The 25,493-nt window shown below is 34.6% G+C and carries 25 protein-coding genes; 10 read left to right on the top strand and 15 right to left on the bottom strand.

Annotation, left to right across the window (positions count from 1 at the left end; genetic code table 11):
- Positions 1-14 precede the first annotated feature (14 nt).
- Positions 15-107 (top strand): IS3 family transposase, encoded by a 93-nt coding sequence (locus ACR1PN_RS16770; protein WP_371868422.1) that lies wholly within the window; start codon positions 15-17, stop codon positions 105-107.
- Positions 108-160: 53 nt separating this feature from the next.
- On the opposite strand, the gene deoC is transcribed toward ACR1PN_RS16770, so the two are convergent.
- The 5 genes from deoC to ACR1PN_RS16795 form a co-directional block, all read right to left on the bottom strand.
- Positions 161-904, bottom strand: coding sequence for a deoxyribose-phosphate aldolase (gene deoC, locus ACR1PN_RS16775; protein WP_433980956.1), 744 nt, complete (start codon positions 902-904; stop codon positions 161-163).
- Between the two features lie 5 nt (positions 905-909).
- On the bottom strand, positions 910-1,380 hold the full coding sequence (locus tag ACR1PN_RS16780) for an Lrp/AsnC ligand binding domain-containing protein (protein ID WP_433980957.1): 471 nt from the start codon (positions 1,378-1,380) through the stop codon (positions 910-912).
- A gap of 20 nt (positions 1,381-1,400) precedes the next feature.
- Positions 1,401-2,339: an endonuclease gene (locus ACR1PN_RS16785; protein ID WP_433980958.1), complete on the bottom strand. Its 939-nt coding sequence runs from the start codon at positions 2,337-2,339 to the stop codon at positions 1,401-1,403.
- A gap of 291 nt (positions 2,340-2,630) precedes the next feature.
- Positions 2,631-3,305: a tRNA (guanosine(37)-N1)-methyltransferase TrmD gene (trmD, locus tag ACR1PN_RS16790; RefSeq protein WP_378183030.1), complete on the bottom strand. Its 675-nt coding sequence runs from the start codon at positions 3,303-3,305 to the stop codon at positions 2,631-2,633.
- Positions 3,302-4,564 carry an NAD(P)/FAD-dependent oxidoreductase gene (locus ACR1PN_RS16795; protein ID WP_433980959.1) on the bottom strand — a complete coding sequence of 421 codons (1,263 nt, stop codon included), beginning with the start codon at positions 4,562-4,564 and terminating at the stop codon, positions 3,302-3,304. The genes trmD and ACR1PN_RS16795 overlap by 4 nt, the downstream gene beginning before the upstream one ends.
- Positions 4,565-4,628: 64 nt before the next feature.
- Here ACR1PN_RS16795 and ACR1PN_RS16800 point away from each other — a divergent pair, with 64 nt between their 5' ends.
- From ACR1PN_RS16800 to ACR1PN_RS16810, 3 genes are all read left to right on the top strand, one after another.
- Complete coding sequence (locus tag ACR1PN_RS16800) at positions 4,629-5,492, top strand: glycoside hydrolase family 25 protein (RefSeq protein ID WP_378183024.1); 864 nt, start codon at positions 4,629-4,631, stop codon at positions 5,490-5,492.
- Positions 5,493-5,666: 174 nt separating this feature from the next.
- Positions 5,667-7,040, top strand: coding sequence for a hypothetical protein (locus ACR1PN_RS16805; protein ID WP_378183021.1), 1,374 nt, complete (start codon positions 5,667-5,669; stop codon positions 7,038-7,040).
- A 10-nt stretch (positions 7,041-7,050) separates the two neighbouring features.
- Positions 7,051-7,272: a hypothetical protein gene (locus tag ACR1PN_RS16810; protein WP_378183018.1), complete on the top strand. Its 222-nt coding sequence runs from the start codon at positions 7,051-7,053 to the stop codon at positions 7,270-7,272.
- A gap of 49 nt (positions 7,273-7,321) precedes the next feature.
- On the opposite strand, the gene gap is transcribed toward ACR1PN_RS16810, so the two are convergent.
- A complete protein-coding gene (gene gap / locus ACR1PN_RS16815) occupies positions 7,322-8,332 on the bottom strand; it encodes a type I glyceraldehyde-3-phosphate dehydrogenase (RefSeq protein WP_378183015.1) in 1,011 nt (336 codons plus the stop codon).
- A gap of 33 nt (positions 8,333-8,365) precedes the next feature.
- Positions 8,366-9,352: a 6-phosphofructokinase gene (pfkA, locus tag ACR1PN_RS16820; protein WP_378183012.1), complete on the bottom strand. Its 987-nt coding sequence runs from the start codon at positions 9,350-9,352 to the stop codon at positions 8,366-8,368.
- 284 nt (positions 9,353-9,636) lie between these two features.
- Between pfkA and ACR1PN_RS16825 the strand changes: the two genes are divergently transcribed.
- Positions 9,637-11,142 carry a S8 family serine peptidase gene (locus ACR1PN_RS16825; protein ID WP_433980960.1) on the top strand — a complete coding sequence of 502 codons (1,506 nt, stop codon included), beginning with the start codon at positions 9,637-9,639 and terminating at the stop codon, positions 11,140-11,142.
- A gap of 56 nt (positions 11,143-11,198) precedes the next feature.
- On the opposite strand, the gene ACR1PN_RS16830 is transcribed toward ACR1PN_RS16825, so the two are convergent.
- The 3 genes from ACR1PN_RS16830 to ACR1PN_RS16840 all read right to left on the bottom strand — a co-directional run bounded on the left by ACR1PN_RS16830 (position 11,199) and on the right by ACR1PN_RS16840 (position 13,883).
- Positions 11,199-12,374, bottom strand: coding sequence for a carboxypeptidase-like regulatory domain-containing protein (locus ACR1PN_RS16830; RefSeq protein ID WP_433980961.1), 1,176 nt, complete (start codon positions 12,372-12,374; stop codon positions 11,199-11,201).
- Between the two features lie 56 nt (positions 12,375-12,430).
- Positions 12,431-13,258, bottom strand: coding sequence for a 4,5-DOPA dioxygenase extradiol (gene ygiD, locus ACR1PN_RS16835; RefSeq protein ID WP_433980962.1), 828 nt, complete (start codon positions 13,256-13,258; stop codon positions 12,431-12,433).
- Between the two features lie 112 nt (positions 13,259-13,370).
- Positions 13,371-13,883: a YceI family protein gene (locus ACR1PN_RS16840; RefSeq protein WP_378183000.1), complete on the bottom strand. Its 513-nt coding sequence runs from the start codon at positions 13,881-13,883 to the stop codon at positions 13,371-13,373.
- Positions 13,884-14,338: 455 nt separating this feature from the next.
- Here ACR1PN_RS16840 and ACR1PN_RS16845 point away from each other — a divergent pair, with 455 nt between their 5' ends.
- Positions 14,339-16,480: a DPP IV N-terminal domain-containing protein gene (locus tag ACR1PN_RS16845; protein ID WP_433980963.1), complete on the top strand. Its 2,142-nt coding sequence runs from the start codon at positions 14,339-14,341 to the stop codon at positions 16,478-16,480.
- A gap of 149 nt (positions 16,481-16,629) precedes the next feature.
- Here ACR1PN_RS16845 and ACR1PN_RS16850 read toward each other — a convergent pair whose 3' ends face one another.
- From ACR1PN_RS16850 to lpxK, 4 genes are all read right to left on the bottom strand, one after another.
- On the bottom strand, positions 16,630-18,102 hold the full coding sequence (locus ACR1PN_RS16850) for an alpha-amylase (RefSeq protein ID WP_433980964.1): 1,473 nt from the start codon (positions 18,100-18,102) through the stop codon (positions 16,630-16,632).
- 42 nt (positions 18,103-18,144) lie between these two features.
- Positions 18,145-19,236 (bottom strand): DNA polymerase IV, encoded by a 1,092-nt coding sequence (dinB, locus tag ACR1PN_RS16855; protein WP_433980965.1) that lies wholly within the window; start codon positions 19,234-19,236, stop codon positions 18,145-18,147.
- Between the two features lie 279 nt (positions 19,237-19,515).
- A complete protein-coding gene (locus tag ACR1PN_RS16860; RefSeq protein WP_433980966.1) occupies positions 19,516-20,031 on the bottom strand; it encodes a TlpA family protein disulfide reductase in 516 nt (171 codons plus the stop codon).
- 307 nt (positions 20,032-20,338) lie between these two features.
- Entirely contained in the window at positions 20,339-21,367 is a 1,029-nt protein-coding gene (gene lpxK, locus ACR1PN_RS16865) for a tetraacyldisaccharide 4'-kinase (protein ID WP_433980967.1), read from the bottom strand.
- Between the two features lie 161 nt (positions 21,368-21,528).
- On the opposite strand from lpxK, the gene truA reads away from it, so the two are divergent.
- The 3 genes from truA (at position 21,529) to ACR1PN_RS16880 (ending at position 24,555) form a co-directional block, all read left to right on the top strand.
- Complete coding sequence (truA, locus tag ACR1PN_RS16870) at positions 21,529-22,293, top strand: tRNA pseudouridine(38-40) synthase TruA (RefSeq protein WP_433980968.1); 765 nt, start codon at positions 21,529-21,531, stop codon at positions 22,291-22,293.
- 29 nt (positions 22,294-22,322) lie between these two features.
- Positions 22,323-22,676, top strand: a complete 354-nt coding sequence (locus ACR1PN_RS16875; RefSeq protein ID WP_433980969.1) for a hypothetical protein — start codon at positions 22,323-22,325, stop codon at positions 22,674-22,676.
- A gap of 121 nt (positions 22,677-22,797) precedes the next feature.
- Positions 22,798-24,555 (top strand): ABC transporter ATP-binding protein, encoded by a 1,758-nt coding sequence (locus tag ACR1PN_RS16880; protein WP_433980970.1) that lies wholly within the window; start codon positions 22,798-22,800, stop codon positions 24,553-24,555.
- On the opposite strand, the gene ACR1PN_RS16885 is transcribed toward ACR1PN_RS16880, so the two are convergent.
- A complete protein-coding gene (locus ACR1PN_RS16885) occupies positions 24,550-24,900 on the bottom strand; it encodes a hypothetical protein (RefSeq protein WP_433980971.1) in 351 nt (116 codons plus the stop codon). The two genes, ACR1PN_RS16880 and ACR1PN_RS16885, sit on opposite strands and share 6 nt — an antisense overlap.
- A gap of 366 nt (positions 24,901-25,266) precedes the next feature.
- Between ACR1PN_RS16885 and ACR1PN_RS16890 the strand changes: the two genes are divergently transcribed.
- Positions 25,267-25,482 carry a hypothetical protein gene (locus ACR1PN_RS16890; protein WP_378182967.1) on the top strand — a complete coding sequence of 72 codons (216 nt, stop codon included), beginning with the start codon at positions 25,267-25,269 and terminating at the stop codon, positions 25,480-25,482.
- Positions 25,483-25,493: the final 11 nt, after the last annotated feature.

Here is a 25,493-nt window from a genome sequence, read left to right on the forward strand (position 1 = left end):
AAATAAAACAATACATCACTTATTACAACAACGACAGAATACGATTAAATCTAAATGGAAAGAGCCCGGTACAGTACCGAACTCTTTTCTTTAATAATTTTGTCTAAACTTTTGGGTGCAGTCTAAAATGATGGGTTTTATTTATTGCAAGAGATTTGTTTTAATATCCTTCAGCTGAATATCCATCATTAATTAAGGCTAAAGCGGAAGAAGTTCCGATTCGTTTAACACCCATTGTAATCATTTTCTCGGCATCATCGGGAGTTCTTACTCCACCTGCAGCTTTTACGGGAAGTTTTCCTGCATTATCAAGCATTATTTTGATTCCTTCATAAGTTGCTCCGTTAGGCTTTCCGTTTTCAGTTTCAAAAAATCCCGTTGAAGATTTTATAAAAATATTTTTTAAATCCTTTTCATTGAAATTCTCCTCCGCCCAAGTAGAAATATACTGAGTGATATCTGCAATTTGCTGATCTGTCATTGCAGCAATTTCAATAATCCATTTAGCAACTTTCTGATGATGAATGCACAGTTCAGTACATTTTAGAAATTCTTCTTTTATCAAATCTAAATCTCCTTTTAGATAAGCTTCATAATTGATTACGAAATCTAATTCATCTGCTCCATCATGAATTGCTTTTTCAGCTTCGGCCAATTTTTCTTCAACAGAGTAAGTTCCTTCATGAAAACCAATTACAGTTCCCAGCACAACATGGGATTTTTTTTCATTAAAAAACTTTTTAATTTCTGAGACAAAATCAGGACGAATCATCACGGCGAAAATTTTATGATCGATTGCTTCTTGAGCTAAATCTTTTACCTTCTGTAATGTCTCTTTTTCGGATAAGCCCGATTGATGTGGTGTTTTTAAATAAGTTGAATCTAAGTATTGTGCAATGTTCATGGTAATTATACTTTCAGTTGTCTATAGATACCTTGTTCCAAAGATATGAAAGTTTCGGTTCTTGTTACGCCTTTCAGCTTTTGAAGTTTGCTTAAAATCTGCATTAAGTGATCATTGTCTTTACATAATACCTTCAGAAAAATTGTGTAATTTCCTGTAGTGTAATGTGCTTCCACAACTTCATTCACTTCTTTTAAAGATTTAACAACATCATTATAATGACTTGGCTGATCTAAAAACATTCCAATGTATGAAACTACTTTATATCCTATTTTTCTTGGGTTCAGAAATGATATCGAATTTTCAATGACACCGGCTTGTTCCAGTTTTTTGATTCTTTGGTGCACAGCTGTTGTAGAAATTCCTACTTGTTTGGAAATATAAGCTAAGGAACTTTTAGAATTATCCATTAACATATAGATAATTTCCTTATCCAGAGGGTCTAACTGATAAACTGTGTTGTTTGTGTTTTTCATCTTAATATTTATTTTTTAACTCAAATCTTTTCTTTAAAAGTTACAAAAACCGGAAAATGATCACTGAATCCGCCGAGATATCTTGTTCCTGCATAAGTTCTGAACGGTCTGCCTTCGAAACCTTTGTTTCGGGTACTCATACTTTCGGGGCTAAAAATTTTAGCTTCCTGAAAAGATAATGCCGCACCGATTCTGAAAAAAGAATCTGAGAGCATAATCTGGTCAAACAGTAATCCGGATTTATAATGAAAAGTTGAATATTTTTTAGTTGAAAACAGCTTTTGAAAAGGATTGTGTAAGATCTTTTGCTGTGAATCGTCGTAAAGAATGTTAATTAAATTTTCATCATCCGGGTTTTGATTAAAATCACCGCACAAAATGACATTTTCCAGATCTTTGTTAATAATGTTTATAATTCTGTTCCGAATTTCATTTATTATAAAGTTCCGTTTGGGCTGATTGATGTCTTTTTCTCTTTTTGAGGGCAGGTGAGCTACAAAAACATTGATCGGTTCTCCTTTGCATTTTAGTTTTGCATAGAGTACATCCCTTGTTGTGTCATAATTATCCGGTCTGTTATCTACAATTTCAAAAAAGAAGGTGATTGCCTCAGAATCTATGATCTCAACTTTAGACTTGTCGTATAAAAGAGCAACATCTACCTTTCGTTCATCGAGGGAATTATAATGTACAATTCCGTACTTAGAATCGAAAGGATCAAGCTGTACAAGATCTTCAAGAACTTTCTTTCCGGAGATTTCACATAAACCTATAATGGCGGGTAAAACTCCGTTTTCTTCCTTCATCAAACGAAAAACATGCGCAATTTTCGAAAGCTTTACTCTGTATTTCCTATCGTCCCAATTTCTTAATCCTGATTTGGTAGGATCGAGTTTGTGAGTCTGTGGCGGATCAGGTAAAAATAAATTTTCAACATTGTAAAAAGCAAAAAGCTCCATCAACACATTTTTCTAATTGCAGTAAACTTAATATTTCATTTGTCTTCATTAAATATATTAAAAATTTTACTATAAAGATAACATTTAGGTTAAATTATAATTAAAATCTTAAGGTATTATTATAAAGACAAATAAGTCGCAAATCTACAACATAAAATTCAAAAAAAATCATAGATTAAAGATGAAAAAATAATCCATGTAAAAGTGATATAGATAGAATGAAAATCTATCCAAAGAAATAAAAAATGTAAATTTTTAAACAAAAACTATTCGTTGTGAAAGGTTTTAAAGTTACTGTAAAAGATCAGGCCGCTTTTCCGAGGTTATTTTTAGGGCTTGTTCGTGTCTCCATTCTTCTATTTTGGCAAAATTTCCGCTGAGAAGAATCTTCGGAACGTCAAGGCCTTTATACGACTCGGGTCTTGTATAGATTGGTGGTGAAAGCAAATCATCCTGGAAACTGTCTGTCAGAGCGCTTTGCTCGTCATTCAAAACTCCGGGAACCAGACGAATGATAGCATCTGCCAAAACACATGCCGCCAGTTCACCGCCTGTCAGAACAAAATCTCCAATAGAAATTTCTTTTGTAATATGTAAGTCTCTTACACGCTGGTCAATACCTTTATAATGACCGCACAAAAAAATCAGATTTTTCTTTATAGAAAGTGTGTTGGCAATTTTCTGGTTTAAAGTTTCTCCATCGGGTGTCAGATAAATAATTTCATCATAATCTCTTTGAGATTTAAGCTCAGAAATACATTTATCCAAAGGCTCAATCATCATCACCATTCCTGCGCCACCTCCGTAAGGCTCGTCATCAATCTGACGATGTTTGTTGATTGACCAGTCTCTCAACTGATGAAAATGTACTTCTACGATTCCTTTATCTACTGCTCTCTTCAAAATAGAAGCTTTAAACGGACTTTCCATCAATTCCGGAAGCACGCTTATAATGTCAATTCTCATTGCTGCGTATTGTTTTTTTTGTTTGGCGCTATAATTAATCGGAGCGATGAATCTTTATTGAAATAACTCCACATCCAGTTAAAAAATATTGCCAGTTTATTTCGGACGCTCAAAATAAGCATTAAATGTAAGAACATCCAAAAATACCAGGCTAAAAATCCCTGAAATTTTATAAATGGTAAGTCTACTACGGCTCTGTGCTTTCCGATGGTAGCAAGAGAACCCTGGTCTTTGTATTCGTATTCAACCCATTCGTTTTTCCCCTTCTTTAAAAAGTTTTTGCCTAAATTTTTTGCCTGATTAATAGCTACGTTGGCAACTTGCGGATGGCCTTGCGGATATTTCGGAGTTTCCATGTAGGCAATATCTCCGACTGCATAAATATTTTCGTATCCTTTTACTTTGTTATAACGGTCGACAATATATCGGTTTCTAACTAAATTTTCTGAAGGAAACCCATCAATTACATTTCCGGTAACTCCGGCTGCCCAAATTACATTGTTCGACGGAATTTCTTTTCCACTTTTTAAATAAACTTTGTCACCGTCATAATCGGTCACCACTTCTCCACTAAGAAATTTTACGCCTAATTCTTTTAAATATTTTTCAGATTTTTCCTGAGCTTCGGGACTCATTACGGCAAGAGGTTTTTCGGTAGAACTTACCAGAATAATTTCAAGCTGCTCAAAATTCATATAAGGATAATCACGCGGAAGAATTTCTTTTTTCATTTCTGAAAATGCTCCGGCTAATTCTACTCCGGTCGGTCCGCTTCCGACGATGACGATATTCCAGTTTCCGTTATCACTTCGGCTTTTTTCCAGAATCAATTTTTCGAAAGTCATTAAAACATGATTTCTGATGCTGATGGCTTCCTGGGTATTTTTCATGCCGAAAGCTTTACTTTCAAGTTCTTTGTTGCCAAAGAAATTGGTTTTGCAACCGGTGGCAATCACTAATTTATCATAAGTAAATTCTGCCTCATTAGTAATAACTTTGTTATTGGCAGTATCAATTGATTTCACATCGGTTAATCGGAACTGTGTATTTCTGGATTGCTGAAAGATCTTTCTGAAAGGAAAAGAAATATTGGAAGGCTCGATTCGTCCGCATGCAACCTGATAAAAAAGCGGCTGAAACATATGATGGTTTACTCTGTCGAGAACAATAACCTTTTTATTTTTATTGTTCAGCGTTTTTGCAAGCTGCAGTCCCGCAAAACCTCCTCCGATAATGATGATCTTTTCGCGTGTTTCCATAATACTCAAATTTAATGATTTTTTTAGTATTTTCAGACTTAAAAAGTTAGTTTTGCAAAACTTTATGAGTCCGAAAAAGTATACCAAAAAAACTGCCAGAAACCTTCATAAAACAAGGCGGAAGAACTATTTTTTCCGTCGTAGGATCCTGCTTGTCATTTTGGTAATTGCGCTTATCGGAACGGGTTTATATCTAAAGCAGTCAATCAGTTACTATTATGCTTTATATTTTAATAAGTTTACTCATAAGAAGCTAAAAAACAGTGAAAGTGAAACTTTGAGAATTCAGAAAATTATTTCAAATAATTTAGATAAAACGTATGGTTTTGATATTTCCCATTACCAAAATAAAGAAGATATAAAATGGGATAGTTTAAGTATTGGAAATAAAACAATTCCGCTTGAATTTGTGGTCATGAGAGCCACAATGGGTAATAGAAGTGCTGATAGAAATTTTGATGAATTTTGGGCTTCTGCGAAAGAGCATAATCTGATCCGTGGAGCATATCATTTTTACAGAGCTGATGAAGACCCGGTGATCCAGGCCAATAATTTTCTTGAAAATGTAAAGCTGGAAAGTGGTGATTTGCCACCTGTTTTAGACATTGAAAAAATGCCGAGAAGCAAATCGAATAAAAAGCTGATTGAAGATTTGAAAGTCTGGTGTAAAATTGTGGAAGAAACTTATGGCGAAAAACCAATTATTTATACGTATTATCATTACTACAAAGATTTTCTGAGAGGTGAGTTTGATGATTATCCGATCTGGCTTGCTAATTATAATGATGTTCCCGAACCTTCTCCTGAAGATCAATGGCAGTTTTGGCAATTTACAGAAAACGGAATTGTTTACGGAATTAATTCTAAAATAGATTTGAATATTTACAATGGCGGAATCTGGTCGTTAAAGAATCTGACTTTGGATTAACTGAATATTAATTCTTGTAATTTCATTAAAAATCACCCTTTTGGGTGATTTTTTTATTTATCAAAATTTCCAAAATTTGCTATAAACTAATAAACCTGGAAACTCGGCTATAATTATTGTATTTATAGTTGGTGTTTTTTGTGTGCAGTAAACCATAATTAAAACTAACTAACTATGAAAACAAAAATTCTATTGCTGTTTCTACTCGGATGGGTGGGAATGGTTTTGGGACAGACTAAGGAACAAATAAATGATGTTCCAGGGATGTCGGCAACTCTTGAGCCTGAAGACAAGGAAAATACAGACCCGGAAAAAGAAAAAAATAAGGAGATCGTTGATTTAGTGAAAAATGTCATTAAAAATAACGAGGGTTCAAAGACTTCAATTGGAGAAATTATCTTAAAATCTAATACAATTGTTTATGATGAAGCGCTTGCAGAAAAAATATCTAATGATGCAAAACAATCTGATAAAAAATTAAGATTACTATATCTAAAACTTTTAAAAAAGATAGAATCAACAAAAACTAGCTATAAAAAAATTGACATAATACTTGATCAGGGCGGTACATATTTTCTTCCTATTGTCAAAATAGATAGTGTAAAGTTTGATATTCAGGAAGGTATGCTCGAGTTTATCAAAGTATACCTTAATGATGGAACAACTTATACTAATAAGAAATCACCAATTGCTTTGCTTTATCTTGATAAAAGAGGAGAAGACAGACTCTATAATGCAGACGGAGATCAGTTTGTTCTTTTGAAGAATATTGTTACTTTCGAGCCAAATAAGAGGTTTGGTTTTCTTCCAAATGATGATACTTTTAGCATGAAAAATAATGGAAAAAATCCGGATAGAAGAATTCTTAAAAAGAATGATAATATCAATTCTCTTGTAAGTTTTACAGCATATTCTGATTTATTAGGACTTATTGGTGATGAAGCAAATGCCTTAGTGAATTTTGAAGGAAAGGGAAAATTTTTTCTTAATAGACATAATCTTCCAAACAAATTTATTTACCTATTTTCCTCTTTTCAGCCTTATCTTCATTATAATAAAGTAGATAGTAAATTTGAAACAATCGAGGTTAAGGAAGATAATCTTAATCCTATAGAAATTTTCAGAAGACACAATTTTGCTGTAGGTTGTGATCTTTCTGTTTTTAAGTGGGATTGGCGGCCGGCGAATTCTTTAGAGCTTAAGGCAGGATATATGTTTACATCAAGCAAAATTATTATAAATAATGAATCTACGACAGCAAATAACCATATAAGATATTTTGAAATCAATTTAAAGTCAAAAATAATAGAAAATTTTGGAATTGATTTTAACGGTAAATATATGTGGCAGAAATTGAATGATAATGAATTTTTTGATAGTATTCACGGAAAGATGTTACCACTAAGAGGAGGTATTTATTATGCTTCCCCAAAAGCAAAAGGAGATGATAAAGTTTTTATAAGATTTACAAATTATTTAATACTGGATGACCGGAAAAAAGATTTTTTTCAAATTCAGATTGGTTTTACAAAATCGCTTAATCTTTAAAAAAGTTATTATGAAATCTACTCTATATATATTATTAATTGTAATAGTGTTTTCATCTTGTAAACAGGAAGACTGTATTACCTGTATTGCAGAATCTCAATCTGGAAAAATAATAGAAACGCGATTGGCTTGCGATAGTGACAGTGAGTATTTACGCGGTTTTATTAATGGTTTTAAAGATAAACATAGTACTAATGATTCAACTACTGTTCATTGTGCATATAGTCAATAACAAAAAAACCTTCCGCACGGAAGGTTTTTTATTTTAAGTCGAATGCTTATTATTTAGTTAATGAAGCTGCATGAATCAGCATATCAACCAACTTATTTGAGTAACCCATTTCGTTGTCATACCAAGAAACAAGTTTTACGAAGTTTGGAGAAAGCATGATACCAGCATCTTTATCGAAGATTGAAGTTCTCTTGTCTCCGATGAAATCCTGAGAAACTACAGCATCTTCAGTGTATCCTAAAATACCTTTCAATTCACCTTCAGAAGCAGCTTTGATTACTGCACAGATTTCTTCATAAGAAGCAGCTTTTTCAATTCTTACCGTTAAATCTACTACAGAAACGTCAACTGTTGGTACTCTGAAAGACATACCCGTTAGTTTTCCATTCAAAGAAGGAATCACTTTTCCTACTGCTTTTGCAGCACCTGTAGAAGAAGGGATGATATTGTTTAGAGCAGCTCTACCACCTCTCCAGTCTTTCATTGAAGGACCGTCAACCGTTTTTTGAGTTGCAGTTGTAGCGTGTACTGTTGTCATCAAACCTTCTACGATTCCGAAGTTATCATGAATTACTTTAGCCAAAGGAGCTAAACAGTTTGTTGTACAAGAAGCGTTAGATAAGATTTTTACATCGTCAGTTAATTCTGTGTGGTTTACACCCATTACAAACATTGGCGTATCATCTTTTGATGGAGCAGAAAGAATTACTTTTTTCGCACCCGCTGCGATGTGTTTTGCAGCACTTTCTTTATCTAAAAATAAACCTGTAGATTCTACTACATAATCAGCACCAATTGCATCCCATTTAAGGTTACTTGGGTCTTTTTCAGCAGTTACTCTGATTTTTTTTCCGTTTACCACAAGGTCATTACCTTCTACAGAAACTTCACCTGGGAAAATCCCGTGAACTGAATCATATTTAAGCATGTAAGCCATGTATGTAGCATCGATAAGGTCATTAATTCCTACTACTTCAATGTTGTCTCTTTCAGTCATTGCTCTGAAAACAAGACGACCGATTCTACCAAACCCGTTAATACCTACTTTAATTGTTGACATAGTGTTTTGATTTTTTTAAAATTATATAAAATATTAGATTGCTAAAATTTCTGAAATCAACAAAAGATCTTTATTGATTTCATTATGTTTTTTAATGGCTTCTTCAATCGGAGTGTACGTGAGATCATTCGAACGCATTCCTGCCATTACATTAGTTTGTCCGTCCATTAATCCTACAACGGCACCGTAACCCAGTCTGCTTGCTAAAACTCTGTCTGCACAGCTTGGAGAACCTCCTCTTTGAATATGACCTAAAATGGCAACACGGATGTCATAATCCGGAAATTCTGCTTTTGTTTTTTCGGCCAATTCATAGATATTTGCCAGCTTTTCACCTTCAGCTACGACAACGATGCTTGATGCTTTTCCTGTTTTTTCAGCATTTCGGAATTTAGTGAACAAATCTTCGATACTGTCTTTTCTTTCAGGAATTAAAATATCCAGAGCTCCGGTTGCCAAACCGCTGTTTAAAGCAATAAAGCCTGCATCACGTCCCATTACTTCCACAAAGAAAACCCTGTTGTGCGAAGTTGCGGTATCACGAATTTTATCGATGGCATCCATTGCGGTGTTTAGAGCGGTATCATATCCGATTGTATTATCAGTACCGAAAATATCGTTGTCGATGGTTCCCGGTACACCGATTACTCTGATCCCGAATTCTTCATTGAAGATTTTGGCTCCGGTGAAAGTACCGTCTCCGCCAATGCAAACCAAGCCGTCAATTCCTAATTTCTGACAGTTTTCAAAAGCTTTCTGGCGACCTTCTTGGGTTCTGAATTCCTGGGAGCGGGCAGATTTTAGAATAGTTCCACCCTGGTTGATTATATTTTTTACGGAACGAGGTCCCATTTTAAGGAAATCATTGTGAATAAGGCCATTATAGCCTTCTCTTACTCCGTAACATTCGATATGGTAATAGTTTGCGGTTCTTACTACCGCTCTTAATGCTGCGTTCATCCCCGGAGAATCACCTCCCGAAGTAAGAACTGCAATTTTTTTTACAGCACTTTCTTTCATTTAGTAAAAAATTTCAAACACAAATTTACGAAAACAAGTTCAGATAATCACAGATTCTTCGGAATAACTTTTGGCAACGGAAATTAATTATATGAAGTTGAAATTATGTCTAATTATAAGTTTAATAAATCTTTTTTGCGCACATGTTTACTAATTGAAAAATGTAAGTAGTGCACATGCAATTATTTCAAATGCATAATAACTATTCTGTACAGCATAGTAATAATGATGGTATGTCATTAGAAATTAATATCTTGTGATACCAAATTTAAAAATCTATTACTATGAAGAAATGTGTATTCTATGCACTCACGCTTTTTGTGCTGAGCTCATGTACCAGAGAAGAAATTCAGACCAATCAGGTTCAGGAAGAAATTGTGCAGACTAATCCTCTCACTGCGAGGCAAATCAATGAACAAATTAATGAAACCACAAAAACAAAAGGAAGGTTCAATTGGAATGAGGCATCTTCTCATTTTTTGTGGAGTGGAATCATGCAGGGAAATAAAATCGCTTCGATCGGTTTTGGTGATTCCAAAGATGATTTCGACAGAAGTAAATCTTCCAATTCTGAAGCTTTGCAGAACGAAATTTTAGAGGTAATTAAACAATATGAAGGTGAAAAAGAGAGAGTGCTTTTGGCTTCCGATGAATTTTTAAATCAAATTGATGTCTATATAGAAAAGCAGGAAACAGTCGTTGCATTGAGGAAACTTAAATCAATCCGTTATTTTGAACCTGCAGATTACCGATATTTTGAAAATGAAAATAAAATTAATGGAACTACAGCGAAATCAAGTGGAAGTTCTTCTGGTTGTGGTCTTGAATCTACAACATTAAATGCGGCAGATTATACGACTGTTTCTCCAAATGCAAAAGTGCCCTGGTCATTTGTCAAACATAATATTACAAACGCATGGAATTACAGCACCGGAGCGGGAGTTACTATTGGGTTGATTGATTCTGGAGTTTCTTTTAATCAAAGTTTATTGAGCGGAAGTTTTAATAATGGTTCATCTTCAGGCAGAACAATCAGTAAAAACGGAGTGTATGTAGATTCAGTCTGGCCATGGAGTTCAGGTTATGACGGAGCAGATGATAAATGCGGTCACGGAACGAGCATGGCTTCGGCAATGGCTGCTCCGAGAAATAATCAGGGACAACCTGTTGGTATTGCGTATAATGCAAATCTGATTTCTTATCGAGCAGCTTCAAATGTTGTTTTGGATGGTTATCATGAGCAAGAAGGGGTAAAAATAGCTTTCACAAACCTTGGCAATACGGCAAGCGTAAAAATTATATCGATGTCGATGGGACACATTTTCTCTGTGGGGAAAATTGAAGATGGAGTAAAATATGCTTATTCTAAAGGAAAACTGATTTTCTGCGCAGGTGGAACTTCAACAAGTTTTACCACATTTGTTGGCGTAATTTTCCCGGCCTGGATGCCCGAAACTCAGGCAATCACAGGAGTGAAAGAAAATACTTCGAATCAAAAATGCGATGTTTGCCATTCAGGAGCGGAAATTGATTTTACCTATCAGATGGAAAGAGCTTCAGGAAACAATATTCCGGTTTTAAGTTATTATAATGCGCAAACGGATTATGTAGGTGGTTCTTCTGTGGCAACTGCTTCTACAGCAGGAATTGCAGCTTTGGTCTGGTCTAAAAATCCTTCATGGACGAGAGATCAGATTTTAAATAAAATGAGGCAGTCTGCAACGTATTATCCAACGAAGAATGCAGATTACGGCTATGGAAACATCAATGTTTTACAGGCTGTACAATAAATTTTAATTGTATTAAACAAAAAAAGCTTCCAAAACGGAAGCTTTTTTTGTTTAAATTAATCTCCTAATTGATAATCTAAAGGAAGAAGAAACTCTATTTTGTTTTTGGTAAAATCTCCCTGAAACAAAAGATTGGTAGGGTTTGAATTGTTACCGTTGCTATAAATTTCAAAAGTTTCGTCATTAGAATGGATGTGGGTTGCTTGTTTTATAGGAAACTTGCTCTTTACGAAGTCTTTACCTTTAAGCTCATAATAATATTTGTCATGTCGCACTTCTAAAATATCTTTAAAATCAAGTATGACTTTTGAATCTTGCTTTTTGGTGTAATCTGTTTCAGTAAGATTTCGTCTTGTAACGGCGACTTTATATTTAGACTCGTTATTTTTACGGTTCATGATGTCCTGAATTTCATCAGGTATAACGATCGTTGTTTTAGGATTCGATTTCAGAACTTTTGTGTACTCTTTTAACTTTAATAATTCTTGTTCAGTAGGATATTTTTCATTGGGAAACTTTGTTACCTGATGAACGGTAAATCCCTCATCTTTCACATTACCTTTATAAAGACTTCTCATAAAATGAAACGCACTTCCGTCATAGGCATTCATTCTGTTGAGCTTTACTTTATCTGTATTTTTTGTTTCCTTGAAGAAGCTGGTTCCGAAGTAAGTGGTAACTTTATTTTCAAAATCTGCTGTAAATTCTTCCAGTTTGTAATCAATAGTGTACCCTAAATTCTTATTTTCAATAATTAAAGTCTGTGGAGCTTTTACCCTTAAAATCTTATTTTGTTTGTCATAAGAAAATTTCAGTGAACGTTGGTTCTTTATTTTAACATTGGATTGATCTTCACCAATGAAATTACTTAGAAAATAATGAATGTAATTTTTATAAGCCGTCTCAGTAAACGGAATGATCACGACTTCTTCGATTTCCTTTGCTTTTATCAGAACAACTTTCAGATTTTTATTGGCAACATCCGAGCTGTTTACTGTAAAAGATTCATAATCATCTTTTTTGAATACCACACTGTTGTTTGTTTTTGGAGGAATATCCAAAACGAAACTTCCATCAGCAGCAGAAACTGTTCCTGTTTTTGTTCCATCGAGATAAATGTTTACATTGGCAATCGGTTTTTCAATATCGTTTACGACTCTGCCTTTTATAACCTGTGAAAGTAGAAGCTGCAAAGGATAGAAAACAAAAAAAAGTAATATTGCGTTTTTCATGGTAAACAATATTACTAAATTTATAGTGATAAAAAAAGTATAGGTGAAAATTTAATTTATCCAATTTTTACACTGGTCATACTCAATGAGCCTCCAATCAAATCATCATTAAATAAAACAAGATCTTCAGATTTATTTTTCAGGCCTAAAGAATAGATCAACGGTAGATAATGATCCGGTGTTGGAACTGCATATTGCAAAGAAATGCCCTGTTTCTGGTAATCGATTAGATTCTGAAAGTTTCCGTCAAGAAGCCAGTTGTTGGTTTTTTCACGGGCTTCGATTGCCCATTCCCAACCCGCTCCAATAGTATCAATATTTTGCCAATCAATTAATCTTAAGTTATGAACTATGTTTCCGCTGCCAATAATTAAAATGCCTTTTTCTCTTAATTTTTCTAATTTTTTAGCCAGATCAAAATGATATTGTGGAGGTTTTGTATAATCAATACTCAACTGAATTACTGGAATATCTGCATGTGGATACATATGCTTAATTACTGACCAAGCTCCATGATCAAGACCCCAATGATGATCTTCTTCTACTAAAATTGGTTTTAGAAGTTCTGCCGTTTCATGAGCAAGTTCTGGATTTCCGGGAGCAGGATATTGTACATCAAACAATGCCTGTGGAAAGCCTCCGAAATCATGAATTGTTTTAGGCATATCCATCGCAGTAACTTTCGTACCACGGATAAACCAGTGCGCGGAAATACACAGAATGGCATTCGGTTTCGGAATTTCTTTAGCCACATTTCGGAATCCCTGAACAAATTGATTTTCCTCAATCGCATTCATCGGAGAGCCATGACCAAGAAATAAAACCGGCATTTTCTGCGAATTCTTAAATTCATTGCTGATATTCTGTAGATCGTTAAGATTCATTTTATTGAGATTAAAAAAGGTTCAAGGTTATTTAAAATCCCTGAACCTTTATGATTTAAAAAACAATGATTTCATTATTCTACGATACCGTAGCTTGTAGAAATCAATTAAATTAAGCTTGTTTTACAAACTGCAGTTCACCTGCAATTTTTACATCTTCACTTACCATTACACCACCTGCCTCAAGAGCTGCATTCCAGTTAAGACCAAAATCTTTTCTGTTGATCTTTCCTTCGAAAGAAAATCCAGCTTTTGTATTCCCCCAAGGATCTACATTGATACCCCCAAAGTCTACATCCAAAGTTACAGGCTTAGTTATTCCATTGATGGTAAGATTTCCTGTTACAGAATTGTTCAAAGCAGTAGATTCGAAAGTAATGGTAGGGTTTGCTTCTGCGTTGAAAAATTCTGCAGATTTTAAGTGGTTGTCTCTGTCTGTATTATGGGTAGAAATAGAATCTACCTGAATTGTTGCCGTAGTTTTTGCGTTGGCAAAAGTATCGTCTTCAGCATCAATTTCTGCGTTGAAATTGGTGAAGTTACCTTTAATATTAGAGATCATCATGTGTTTTACTTTAAAAGTAATTTCACTGTGAGCCGGGTCTAAATTCCATTTTGTAGCCATTGTTGTTGTTTTTTATGTTGTTATTTATTGAAGCAAATCTACGGCAACTATGATACCCAAACCATTGATTTAGGATAAGAAAAACATTTTAGCATAAATTTAATAATTCTTATTGCTAATTTACTCGTTACATATTTTATTAGGAGCTATTTCCCGCTTTCGCTACTCGCTTTTTCAAATGTTTCATTGCGGCGGCGAAGCCGCCGCAATGAAACATTTGAAAAGAGCTCAGACATGCCGCTCAATCGGGGCTAAAACTTATGTAATCTTAAAATATATGTCATTTAAAAAGAAGAAATCATGAGTCTTTTCAGAAGAAACCTTATAGGTTTTCAAAACTTATGAGGTTTAATAATAAACTTTAAGATAAAAATCATACATTATCAATGTTTTATTTTAACATTTCTTAACGTGTGCATTTTATTTCTTACTTTTGACAGATTCAATTTTGTACAATGAAACTACATCAATTTTCTTTATTTATGGTACTTTTGGGCGGAGCAGCTTTTGCTCAAACTCAGAAGTTTACCATGGCGGAAGCTGTAAACGGAATGAGAACCAATCTTGCTGTGAAAAATATTTCGCAGTTTTCCTGGTCCAGTGACAGCAAATCTTACATCCAGGCAGTGAAAGGAGGCTATCTTGCAACTGATATTAAAACAAACAAGCAGGATACTTTAATCTCACTGAATCAGGTTAACAAAAATTTTGCTGATAAAAAGCTGAAAGGGCTTCCTCCGGTAAAATTCATTACCAATTCTGAAGCCTATTTTACAGCCAATAACCAAATGTATTGGGTTGAAAAATCAGGTAATGACTGGAAAGTGAAGCGCTCTGTAGCTTTAGGGGATCAAGCTGAAAATGTGAAAACATTGGCAGATAATCAGACTTTAGTATATACAAAAGGAAATAATTTATTCATTAACAAAAACGGACAGGAAGTTGCGGTAACGAATGATTCTAATACAAATATTCTGAATGGAGCTTCCAATGTTCACCGAAACGAATTCGGAATCGATACCGGAATTTTCCCGTCTCCCAATTCTGAAAATGTAGCATTCTACAGAATGGATCAAACGATGGTTGCAGATTATCCTATTATCGATTGGTCTGTAACTCCTGCAGTAAATACGAATATAAAATATCCGATGGCAGGAAAAACGTCTCATGAAGTAACGCTGGGTGTTTATAATATTAAAAATCAATCAACAACATTTTTGAAAATTGATGGCGAAAAAGACCAATATTTAACGGCAGTTACATGGAGTCCTGATTCTAAATTCATCTTCGTGGGCGTTTTAAACAGAGGTCAGAATCATTTAAGAATGAATAAATATGATGCTGTTACAGGAAATTTCATCAATACCTTATTTGAAGAAACCAGTGATAAGTATGTAGAACCACAACATCCGCTTACATTTTTCCCCAATTCAAATACAGATTTTATCTGGCAAAGTCAGAGAACGGGATACAATCATTTGTTTCATTACAGTTTAGAAAAAGGTCTGATTGCTCAGATTACAAAAGGTGATTGGCTGGTTACCGATATTTTAGGTTTTAATGAAAAAACAAAGGATATTTATTATACTTCTACACAAGAAACTCCGACTGAAAAGCATTTATACAGAATCAACTGGAATACTTTCAAAACCCAGAGATTAGACAATGCAGAAGGTGTGCATTCAGGAGTATTAAGCGGTGATGGTAATTATCTATATGATTCTTACAGCAATGCAACGGCTCCAAGGGTTGCAGATATTTTGAATACAACAACTTTAAAGGCTACTAATCTTTTGAAATCAGATAATCCGCTGAAAAACTACGACCGTCCGGAAGTTAAGAACATCACTTTAAAGGCTGATGACGGAACGGTTTTATATGGAAAGATTATTCTTCCGACCAATTTCGATCCGAATAAAAAATATCCTGCTATTGTTTATTTGTACAATGGTCCGCATTTACAGCTTGTAACCAATTCTTTCCCGGCTTCAGGAAATCTTTGGTATGAATATATGGCTCAGAACGGATACATTATTTTTACAATGGACGGAAGGGGGTCAGCAAACCGTGGGCTTAAATTTGAGCAGGCTGTTTTTAGAAATCTAGGAACGACAGAAATGAATGACCAGATGAAAGGTGTTAACTACCTGAAATCGCTTCCATATGTAGATTCAGAAAGAATGGGAATTCACGGCTGGAGTTTTGGCGGGTTTATGACGACGAGCTTCATGCTTCGTCAGCCTGATGTTTTCAAAGTAGGTGTTGCAGGTGGTCCGGTAATCGACTGGAGCATGTACGAGATTATGTACGGCGAAAGATATATGGATACTCCACAGGAAAATCCTCAAGGATATGCCGCTTCCAATCTTTTGGATAAAGTCCAGAATTTGAAAGGGAAATTACTGATGATTCATGGTGCTCAGGATGATGTTGTGGTTTGGCAGCACTCGATGAAATTCATCAAATCTGCAGTAGACCACGGTATTCAGATGGATTATTTTGTGTACCCGGGACATCCGCATAATGTGATCGGAAAAGACAGAGTACATTTGATGCAGAAAGTCACCGATTATTTTGATTTATATTTAAAGAAATAATAAAAAATCCAGTCCAACATTAGACTGGATTTTTTGTTTTTATAGCTCTTGTGAATTTTTCTCTCGCAGAGTAAGGAGATTGAGCAGATTTAAAATGTAGAAAATAAATCTGCGTCATCAGCAAAATCAGCGAGAGCTTTAAAAATAAATTATTCAGGAATCCAAACACTCACATTCCCAGCCGGAACCGGAAAATCTGCCCATCCGTCTTCCCTGATTTCTACTTTTTCTTCTGATCTTCCCAAAACATCATAAAAAGTTTTTCCGATGTATCTTTCTCCCATCTCCATAGGTTTTGTGTAAGCATCTTTATTGCTTAAAACAACGGCGCAACCTTCGTGTTCATTGTCTCCTTCACGAACCCAGCCCAAGCAATTGGCATGCTCAAAATAATCTCTCTGAATTCCGTAAGCATTTTCTTTTCTTGCTTTAAGCAATTCTTCAATACCATCAACTTTTTCTAAGAAAATTTCATGTTCATTGCCTTCGCGGTCGGTATCTTTATAATTCGCTCCATATAAATCGGGGTAAAAAACACATGGATAACCGCTTTCTCTTAACAGAATTAAAGCATACGCAATCGGTTTGAACCAAGGTTCTACCGGTGCTTCGAGATCCTGAAGCGGTTGTGTGTCGTGATTATCAACCAGTGTTACCGAATGCAATGGGTCAGCATCTGTTAACGTTTCAGAAAAAATATGTCGTAAATCATAAGAATTTCCCTCTTTGGATGCTGTGTGGAAATTATTGTGTAATGAACTGTCAAAAAGACTCATACAACCTTCTGTGGCTTCAATATATTTCTGTAATAAATTGAGCTGCCCGGGAGCCCAATATTCACCTACAGCAAAAATATTCTTGCCTGCATTTGAGCGTAATAAAGTCAGCCATTCTTTATAGAAATCAAACGAAATATGTTTTAAAGCGTCTAATCTCACACCGTCAAAGCCTGTTTCATCAAAATACCATTTTGCCCAATGATTTAACTCTTCACGAACGTGAGGGTTTCTATGTTCAATGTCGTTAAACATCAGATAGTCATAATTTCCTTTTTCATCATCAATCATTTCTTCCCAGTCGTCACCGTATTCAGATTTGATTTTATATATATGAGAATCTCTGCCTTCAGCATAATCGGTTCCGCTAAAACAGGTGAAATTCCATTCAAATTCCGAGTATTTTTTATTTCTTCCCGGAAATGTAAATTTAGTATACGATTCAATTTCTATTTCTCCCGAAATTACTTTATCACGGTTGTTTTCATCAACCTTTACAACTTTAAATTTCTCAAGTTCATCGCCACCGCCTTTATGGCCCAAAACAATATCCACAATAACATCAATGTTATAAGACTGTAAAGTTTTAATAGAATCGATGTACTCTTCTTTAGTTCCGTATTTTGTACGGACGGAGTTTTTCTGGTCGAATTCGCCAAGGTCGAAAAGGTCATAAGAGTCATATCCTACAGAATTTTCACCGTCCGTTCCCTTGTAAGCGGGAGGAAACCAAACGGAAGTGATTCCTAAATCGGATAAATATTTTGCCTGTTCTTTGGCGTGATTCCACAGTGTTCCGTTTCCTTCGGAATACCAATGGAAAAATTGTATCATGGTCGGATTCATAGTAAAAGTAAATTTTGTGATATCAATTGATTGATTTTGTAATTATTCAAAATCCTCAAATGGAATTTTAAGCTGAACCGAAATCTGCTTTTTTTCTTCTGTGTTGAGGTGTGATAATGACAGTCCCAATAATCGTACCGCTTTATCGAAAGGTCTGAGTTCCCATAGTTTTTTTGCGGTGGTAAAATATTGCTCGGGCGAGCTGAAGTATTCTTCTTTCGTAAAACTGCGGGTAAACAGTGAGAAATCTTTGTATTTTATTTTCAGCGTTAAAGACCGTCCGAAAATATTATTTCTCTGAAGCCGATTATGAAGTTCTTCGCTTAAATTCTGAAGCTTTTCGTTAATCTGCTGCTCATCAAAGAGGTCTTCAAAAAAAGTACGTTCTACGGCAACACTTTTCTGAATGCGATGAGGTTTCACTTCCGAAAGATGAATTCCCCGTACTACATTATAATAATACGCTCCTGATTTTCCGAAAAGTCTTGTTAAATCCTCCAGCGATCTGTTTTTTAAATCTTTTCCTTTAAAAATTGCCAGACTGAACATTTTATTGGCGGTCACTTTACCCACACCGTAAAATTTTTCAACCGGTAAATCTTCAAGAAATTTTTCTATTTTGTCAGGGTGGATCGTTTTCTGTCCGTTCGGTTTATTAATATCTGAAGCTACTTTTGCTAAAAATTTATTGATCGAAATTCCTGCAGAAGCGGTCAAGCCGGTTTGCTCAAATATTTTCTGACGAATTTCCTTTGCAATCTGATTCGCAGATTCAATGCTTTTTTTATTTTCTGTGACATCCAGATAGGCTTCATCCAAAGAAAGCGGTTCTACCAAGTCGGTGTATTCGTAAAATATCTCACGTATTTTTTTAGAAATTTCTTTATATCGTGCAAATCTTGGCGGAACAAAGATAAGATGCGGGCATTTTTCTTTGGCTGTTTTACTTGGCATTGCAGAACGCACACCGAATTTTCTCGCTTCATAGCTCGCTGCTGAAACCACACCACGATGACCGCCTCCAACTGCAATGGCCTTTCCCCGCAGAGAAGGATCATCATGCTGTTCTACGGAAGCATAAAATGCATCCATATCAACATGAATTATTTTGCGGAGCGGAAACGGAAAATCCATATCACAAAGATATGGATTCTAAGATTTGTTGGTTCAAAGTTCTATGTTTAAGGTTTGAAGTTTAATCATAAAAGCTAAATTCTTGGTTCTAAATTTAGAGATGTAATAACCGTGATTAAAGAGCATTTAAGTCTATTGAAAACCTTTGATTTTCATGCTTTGTGAACTTCTGTTTTCAAAGTTTAAAGCTTAAAAAACTTTTGTGACTTTTGTGGTTTAATAATGAGATAATTACAAAGGTTTTGTCAGTCTAAATTATCCTTAACCTCAATCTCAACCTTATTTTGAAAGTCTGTCAATCGTTGCCTGAATTTCCGGATCTTCGGGAGAAATTGCATAATATTTTGCAATGCCGGATTTTTGATCGATCACCATGTATCGCGGAATCCAGTTGAGGTCAATGTAATTGTTGAAATCGTTTTCCCAGCCTTTAGCAAACCAATAATTTTCTTTTTCTTTCATATTGAATCTTTCCAAACTGCTGTCGAATTTCTCTTTTGATCTTTCCAGAGAAAAAAATACAAAATCAATGTTAGGATTATTTTTCTCCAATTCTTCTGCTTTCGGTAGAGCTTTAAGACAATCTCGGCACCAACCTGCCCAAAAATCAATGACCAAGATTTTTCCTTTATGTTGGTCTAATATTTCCTGAACGCTAATGTTTTTCCCGTTTTCATCTTCCAACTTCTGGTGTAATGCCTCTTTTGAAAATTGAGTTTTTGAAACTTCAGGGGCTTTCTGCGCACATCCCAAAGTGAAAATACCCAACATCATGACAATCATTATCTGCTTCATATCTAAAATTTTTTACAAATCTAAACAATGAAAGGTGAAATCAGAATGAAATAAAATGAATTGGCAGAAATTTAAGAATTGAAATAATCTATATTAGAATTTTTAACGCTAAGAGCGCAGAAGGATTCTAAATAATAGATAATTTTTTCGTTCGCAGGCACTTCGTTCAGCAAATGATCGTTTTTCTTATTGCTGAGTGGGACGCCTTTGCGAACGGAAAATGTACAAGATTTAGAACAATATGCGGTCATAGCGTTTAATTAAGCTATCTAAACAAAAAATCTGCAACGATTGCTGCAGATTTCTCTTATTTTTTATTCACATAATTCATAATCGTCTGATTGAATTCTTCTTTTTTATCAATGACCACATTGATTGGCCAGTAATACACCAAATCACGCAGATAATCGAAAGTTTTCAGACGAACGTAATCTTTTTCAGTGGTGAGAATTAATTTGTATTCACCCAGTTTTTTATATTCAGCGAGAATATTTTTGATATCTGCTTCAGAAAAATTGTGATGGTCTCTGAATTTTAAATGTTTTACGCGCTGGGAAAATTTAGCCAAATGAGCCAAAAAGGGTTTCGGATTGGCAATTCCTGTAATTAAAAGAATATCGTAATAATTCAGATTGTTATCAGGAAGCATTTTATCTCTTGTACCATAAACATTTTCATCATAGCCGATCGAGGAGAAAAACACCTTTTGATTTTTTGTAGGACGAATTCTTGAAATATAATATTGTTTGGTTTCCTCAGTAAGTTCATCGGGACATTTGCTGACCATGATAATATCGGCACGGCTTGCTCCGGCTCTGGATTCTCTTAAATCTCCGGCAGGAAGAAGGTGATCTTTAAAATAAGGATCATTAAAATCAGTCATCAGAATATTGAATCCGGCTTTGATGGCTCGGTGTTGCATTGCATCATCAAGAATCAAAACATCAAGATCCATATCGTCGATTACTTTTCTTGCTCCGGGAACTCGGTCTTCGGAAACGGCAATCACAAAACGGTTCTTAAAACGCTCAAAAAGCTGCATCGCTTCATCACCCACAGTTTTGTAATTACTGTCGTAGTTGGTCACATCATATCCTTTCGTCAATCTTCCATAACCTCTGGAAAGTACACCTGTTCTATAATATTTAGATAGTGATTTTGCGAGATACATCACCATTGGTGATTTTCCGCTTCCGCCCACAGAAAGATTACCGACATTGATAATCGGAGTCTTGAATTTCGTAGATTTAAAAATTCCCAGATCATACATTGTGTTTCGGATCCCCGTAACCATATGATAACCTAAAGAAAAAGGATAGAGATACCATCTTTTCATACGTTTGCAAAAATAAGAATTTTCATAGGTTTACGGATGTTATTTTTGATGAGTTTTCAACAAAAATCTATATTTTTTTATCATCAAATTAAAGTATTTTTGCAGAAGGTTTAAAATACGATTAAACTTCAGCTGATTTATGATTTCGGTCATATTAGAAGATGGATTCGTTACATTCAAATAATATTATATTGAGATATTTTATAGAGTTTTCTTACAACGGTAAAAATTATTTTGGCTATCAGATTCAGCCGAAAGATATTTCTGTACAGGAAGAACTGGAAAAAGCACTTTCAACGATTTTAAGAGAAGAAATCAAAACAACTGGTGCCGGAAGAACCGATACTGGAGTTCATGCCAAGAGAATGTTTGCTCACTTTGACACAGAACAGGTTCTGAATGAAAAATTAGTTCATCAACTAAACAGTTTTTTACCTGCCGATATTGGTATAAGGAGAATTTTCCAGGTTAAAGATGATTTTCACGCCCGTTTTGATGCAACTTTCAGAACGTATGAATATTACATTTCCTTAGAAAAAAATCCTTTTACTCAGGATTCGGCTTGGCAACACTGGCGAAAATCTTTAGATATTAATAAAATGAATGAAGCATGTAAGATCTTATTTGAATACGAAGATTTTACAAGCTTTGCGAAGCTTCATACCGACAACAAAACCAATCTCTGCAAAATGTACAAAGCAGAATGGGAGCAAAACGGAACCGAATTGAAGTTTACCATTTCGGCAAACCGATTTTTAAGGAATATGGTAAGAGCAATTGTCGGAACAATGGTTGAGGTAGGTTCAGGAAAAATTCAGCCTGAAGATGTGAGAAAAGTAATAGAAAATAAAAACCGAAATTCTGCAGGAACTTCTGCGCCGGCTCATGCACTTTTTTTGGTAGACGTAGGTTATGATTTTAAATAAATCATTAATTTTATATCAAACTAAAAACAATGATGTCAATTATTATTCTTGTGGGAGCTTATCGTTATTATGCCGGTTTGGCTGAAAGATTTGGCAAAACGAAATGGTATTTCGGCCTTTTGGCAATAGGCATTTATTTGGGTTTTCAGATTTTCTTTTTGGTCACTTACGATATTTTCATGGTTTTTAGTAATCCGAATTACCTGAACGAAAATAATTATTCCGGTTTTTCAGGAATTAATATTATCAGTTGGCTGTTTGCCATTGGAGCAGTTTACGGGGTTTATAAAATTCTTGAAAATAAATTTAAAAAAGAAGTTTCAAAAAGTCAGGTTTGGGAAATTGAAGAAATCGGAGCTGAGGAGAAAAAGAATATTCTTTAACGGTATCTGTCAATCGAAATATATCTGTTATTTCTATCTCAGTTTTTTCAGCCTTTAAAATTATAAAGCCGTATTTTTGCAGAGAATTTTTTCAAACTAATTCTTTACGTCAATTTCTATAATGAAAAAACAAGATACGTGGGCAATTGTAAAAAGGCTGTTCTTCATTGGAATGAAGTTTCGTAGCTGGTTTATTTTTACCCTGATTATTTCCGTTATATTATCCGTTGTTTCTACTTACAGACCTTATCTCACAATGCAGATCGTAGATAATGATATTACAAAGCTGAAAGACAAAGCTTTGATGATGAAGCATATTTATGCTTTGGTAGGGTTGGTTTTTGCGGAAACTGTTTTAAACTTCTTTCTGGTTTATTTTTCCAACTACATTTCGCAGAATGTAATCAGAGATATTCGTGAGAGGTTGTACAATAAACTGATTTATTTCAGAACGGCTTTTTTCGATAAAACACCGATCGGGCAATTGGTAACAAGAGCGGTTGGAGATGTTGAAACCATTGCAACGGTTTATACAGATGGTTTTCTGATGGTTTTCGGAGACGTTTTGAGAATTATTTTTGTTCTCTTCATGATGTTTCAGGTGGATGTTCATCTAAGCTATATTTCTCTTGCGATTTTACCTTTAATGGTTGTAATCACAAGATTTTTTCAGAAAAGATTAAAAAAAGCTTTTGGAGACGAAAGAAACTGGACTTCCACACAAAATTCATTTGTTCAGGAGAGATTAGCGGGAATGCCGATTATTCAGGTATTTAACAGACAGCAGGCTGAATTTAAAAAGTTTGATGAAATTAATATTACTTTAAAAAGTGCTTTACTCAGAACAGTATTTATTTTTTCACTGTTTTTTCCTGTCGTCGAATTGATTTCGTCATTGTTCATCGGATTTGTACTCTTCTACGGAGGATATATTACGATCAGTGCAGGTGTTGTGATTGCTTTTATTCAGTTTATTTCAATGTTGATTCGTCCGTTGAGGCAGATTGCAGACCGTTTTAATAATATTCAGCGTGGAATTGTAGGGGCAGAAAGAGTTTTGGGTATCATGGACGAAGATTACGCGATGCCGAATACGGGAACTGTAAAAAAAGATCACTTCGACGGTAAGATAGAATTCAAAAACGTGCGTTTTTCTTATGATGAAAAGCAGGAGGTTTTGAAGGGGATCGATTTTAAAGTAAATCCTGGAGAAACTGTTGCGATTGTCGGTGCAACCGGAGCCGGAAAATCTACCATTATCAGCTTGATTACTAGATTGTATGATATCAATTCAGGAGAAATTTTTATTGATGATGTTGAATTAAAAGATTACGAGCTGTATAATCTGAGAAGTCATATCGGTGTGGTTTTGCAGGATGTTTTCCTTTTTCACGGAAGCATTTATGAAAATCTTGCTTTCGGCGATGATGAGATCACTTTAGAAAAAATAAAAGCGGGAGCCAAAGAAATTGAAGTTGATCAATTTATCGAGCAGCTTCCGGGAGGTTATGAATATGTTGTTAGCGAAAGAGGTTCTTCGATTTCATTGGGACAAAGACAATTGTTGTCCTTCTTAAGAGCATATCTATCAGACCCGAAAATTCTTATTCTCGATGAAGCAACCTCATCAATAGACCACGAAAGTGAGAAATTAATTCAGAGAGCAACTGAGAAAATTACCAAAAACAGGACTTCCATTATCATTGCACACCGACTTTCGACCATAGAAAAAGCCGACAAAATCATCGTGATGGAGTACGGTAAAATCGTTGAAGAAGGTAGACATCTTGAACTCCTTGATAAAAATGGCTATTACTCTACTTTATATAAAGCACAGCTAAGACATGAGATTGAAGTGGAAGAACAGCAGAATTTATAATCCGTAAGGAACTATTTCTAAATCTTTTTTCCAGCTTTCGCCATATTTTTCGTTTAAATATCGAGCGGTTTCCTGATTGTTCTTCTTTGCTTTTTCAGACATATAGGCAGTGATAACGCAGTTTTCGTAAACGACAGATACTCCGTATTTGTCTTTAAATTTCTCATGGTTTTTAGACATGATACCAAACTGTAAGAAATATCTGGTATTTTCTTTTTTGTCTGATGTATTCTTGCTTTCATCTCCTTTTTTAGCTTCAAGAATAACAGGCTCGTATTTTTGAGCAAAATTTAAGGTTGAAAACATTATTAATCCTAACAAGAATGTTGCTTTGATGAAATTCATAAGAAAGTGATTTCTTTTTTGATGGTCAGATAAGCTTAAAGTTAAAAAAATATTAAAAATTTTTAAGCTAATTTATTAAACCGGTTCGGAATTTATTTTAAATGATTCAGTAAGAAACAATTATGCAAAGCATCATTAATACTGCATTTGTTAACATTAAATTAATATTAAATTCACTTTTGATTCACAATTACGGACTTAGGTACGGTTTTTGTAATTTACTATAACTACAAAAAATATGATCAACCCCATGGTTATTTCAAATAGAATTGCTAAATTTATTAAAAAATTAGCTTTTTGTTGTTTTTAGCAGGGGTTAGTTATGTGAATTTTATTATTTTTTTAATCAAAAACAAAAATATAAAGATGAATAATATACAAGACGAATTTCAGGTCTTAAAAGATGAATTGAAAAAACTGAACATTGATGTTCAGAAAATTGTAAAAGTGGGTAACGGGAGTATGGATTTCCATGAAGTGTTTTACAAATCTCCAAGGTATGAAGAGGTGAAAACGGTTTATGTACAGCGTCATACTCTGGATAATCTTATTTCGAGATTCAAAGAATGCTACAGCAGCTAAAATATAAAACG

This window comes from Chryseobacterium sp. RLHN22, from assembly GCF_051011795.1.
GTDB lineage: Bacteria > Bacteroidota > Bacteroidia > Flavobacteriales > Weeksellaceae > Chryseobacterium > Chryseobacterium zhengzhouense.

What these genes read in the sequence shown, in the direction of transcription:
- deoC (WP_433980956.1), bottom strand. Translation starts at nt 904, where the DNA reads ATGAACATTGCACAATACTTAGATTCAACTTATTTAAAAACACCACAT.
- ACR1PN_RS16880 (WP_433980970.1), top strand. Translation starts at nt 22,798, where the DNA reads ATGAAAAAACAAGATACGTGGGCAATTGTAAAAAGGCTGTTCTTCATT.
- ACR1PN_RS16825 (WP_433980960.1), top strand. Translation starts at nt 9,637, where the DNA reads ATGAAGAAATGTGTATTCTATGCACTCACGCTTTTTGTGCTGAGCTCA.
- dinB (WP_433980965.1), bottom strand. Translation starts at nt 19,236, where the DNA reads ATGGATTTTCCGTTTCCGCTCCGCAAAATAATTCATGTTGATATGGAT.
- ACR1PN_RS16785 (WP_433980958.1), bottom strand. Translation starts at nt 2,339, where the DNA reads ATGGAGCTTTTTGCTTTTTACAATGTTGAAAATTTATTTTTACCTGAT.
- ACR1PN_RS16850 (WP_433980964.1), bottom strand. Translation starts at nt 18,102, where the DNA reads ATGAATCCGACCATGATACAATTTTTCCATTGGTATTCCGAAGGAAAC.
- ACR1PN_RS16845 (WP_433980963.1), top strand. Translation starts at nt 14,339, where the DNA reads ATGAAACTACATCAATTTTCTTTATTTATGGTACTTTTGGGCGGAGCA.
- ACR1PN_RS16875 (WP_433980969.1), top strand. Translation starts at nt 22,323, where the DNA reads ATGATGTCAATTATTATTCTTGTGGGAGCTTATCGTTATTATGCCGGT.
- ACR1PN_RS16795 (WP_433980959.1), bottom strand. Translation starts at nt 4,564, where the DNA reads ATGGAAACACGCGAAAAGATCATCATTATCGGAGGAGGTTTTGCGGGA.
- gap (WP_378183015.1), bottom strand. Translation starts at nt 8,332, where the DNA reads ATGTCAACAATTAAAGTAGGTATTAACGGGTTTGGTAGAATCGGTCGT.
- ACR1PN_RS16860 (WP_433980966.1), bottom strand. Translation starts at nt 20,031, where the DNA reads ATGAAGCAGATAATGATTGTCATGATGTTGGGTATTTTCACTTTGGGA.
- ACR1PN_RS16840 (WP_378183000.1), bottom strand. Translation starts at nt 13,883, where the DNA reads ATGGCTACAAAATGGAATTTAGACCCGGCTCACAGTGAAATTACTTTT.
- ACR1PN_RS16810 (WP_378183018.1), top strand. Translation starts at nt 7,051, where the DNA reads ATGAAATCTACTCTATATATATTATTAATTGTAATAGTGTTTTCATCT.
- ACR1PN_RS16885 (WP_433980971.1), bottom strand. Translation starts at nt 24,900, where the DNA reads ATGAATTTCATCAAAGCAACATTCTTGTTAGGATTAATAATGTTTTCA.
- ACR1PN_RS16800 (WP_378183024.1), top strand. Translation starts at nt 4,629, where the DNA reads ATGAGTCCGAAAAAGTATACCAAAAAAACTGCCAGAAACCTTCATAAA.
- trmD (WP_378183030.1), bottom strand. Translation starts at nt 3,305, where the DNA reads ATGAGAATTGACATTATAAGCGTGCTTCCGGAATTGATGGAAAGTCCG.
- pfkA (WP_378183012.1), bottom strand. Translation starts at nt 9,352, where the DNA reads ATGAAAGAAAGTGCTGTAAAAAAAATTGCAGTTCTTACTTCGGGAGGT.
- ACR1PN_RS16830 (WP_433980961.1), bottom strand. Translation starts at nt 12,374, where the DNA reads ATGAAAAACGCAATATTACTTTTTTTTGTTTTCTATCCTTTGCAGCTT.
- ACR1PN_RS16780 (WP_433980957.1), bottom strand. Translation starts at nt 1,380, where the DNA reads ATGAAAAACACAAACAACACAGTTTATCAGTTAGACCCTCTGGATAAG.
- ACR1PN_RS16805 (WP_378183021.1), top strand. Translation starts at nt 5,667, where the DNA reads ATGAAAACAAAAATTCTATTGCTGTTTCTACTCGGATGGGTGGGAATG.
- ACR1PN_RS16890 (WP_378182967.1), top strand. Translation starts at nt 25,267, where the DNA reads ATGAATAATATACAAGACGAATTTCAGGTCTTAAAAGATGAATTGAAA.
- ygiD (WP_433980962.1), bottom strand. Translation starts at nt 13,258, where the DNA reads ATGAATCTTAACGATCTACAGAATATCAGCAATGAATTTAAGAATTCG.
- lpxK (WP_433980967.1), bottom strand. Translation starts at nt 21,367, where the DNA reads ATGAAAAGATGGTATCTCTATCCTTTTTCTTTAGGTTATCATATGGTT.
- truA (WP_433980968.1), top strand. Translation starts at nt 21,529, where the DNA reads ATGGATTCGTTACATTCAAATAATATTATATTGAGATATTTTATAGAG.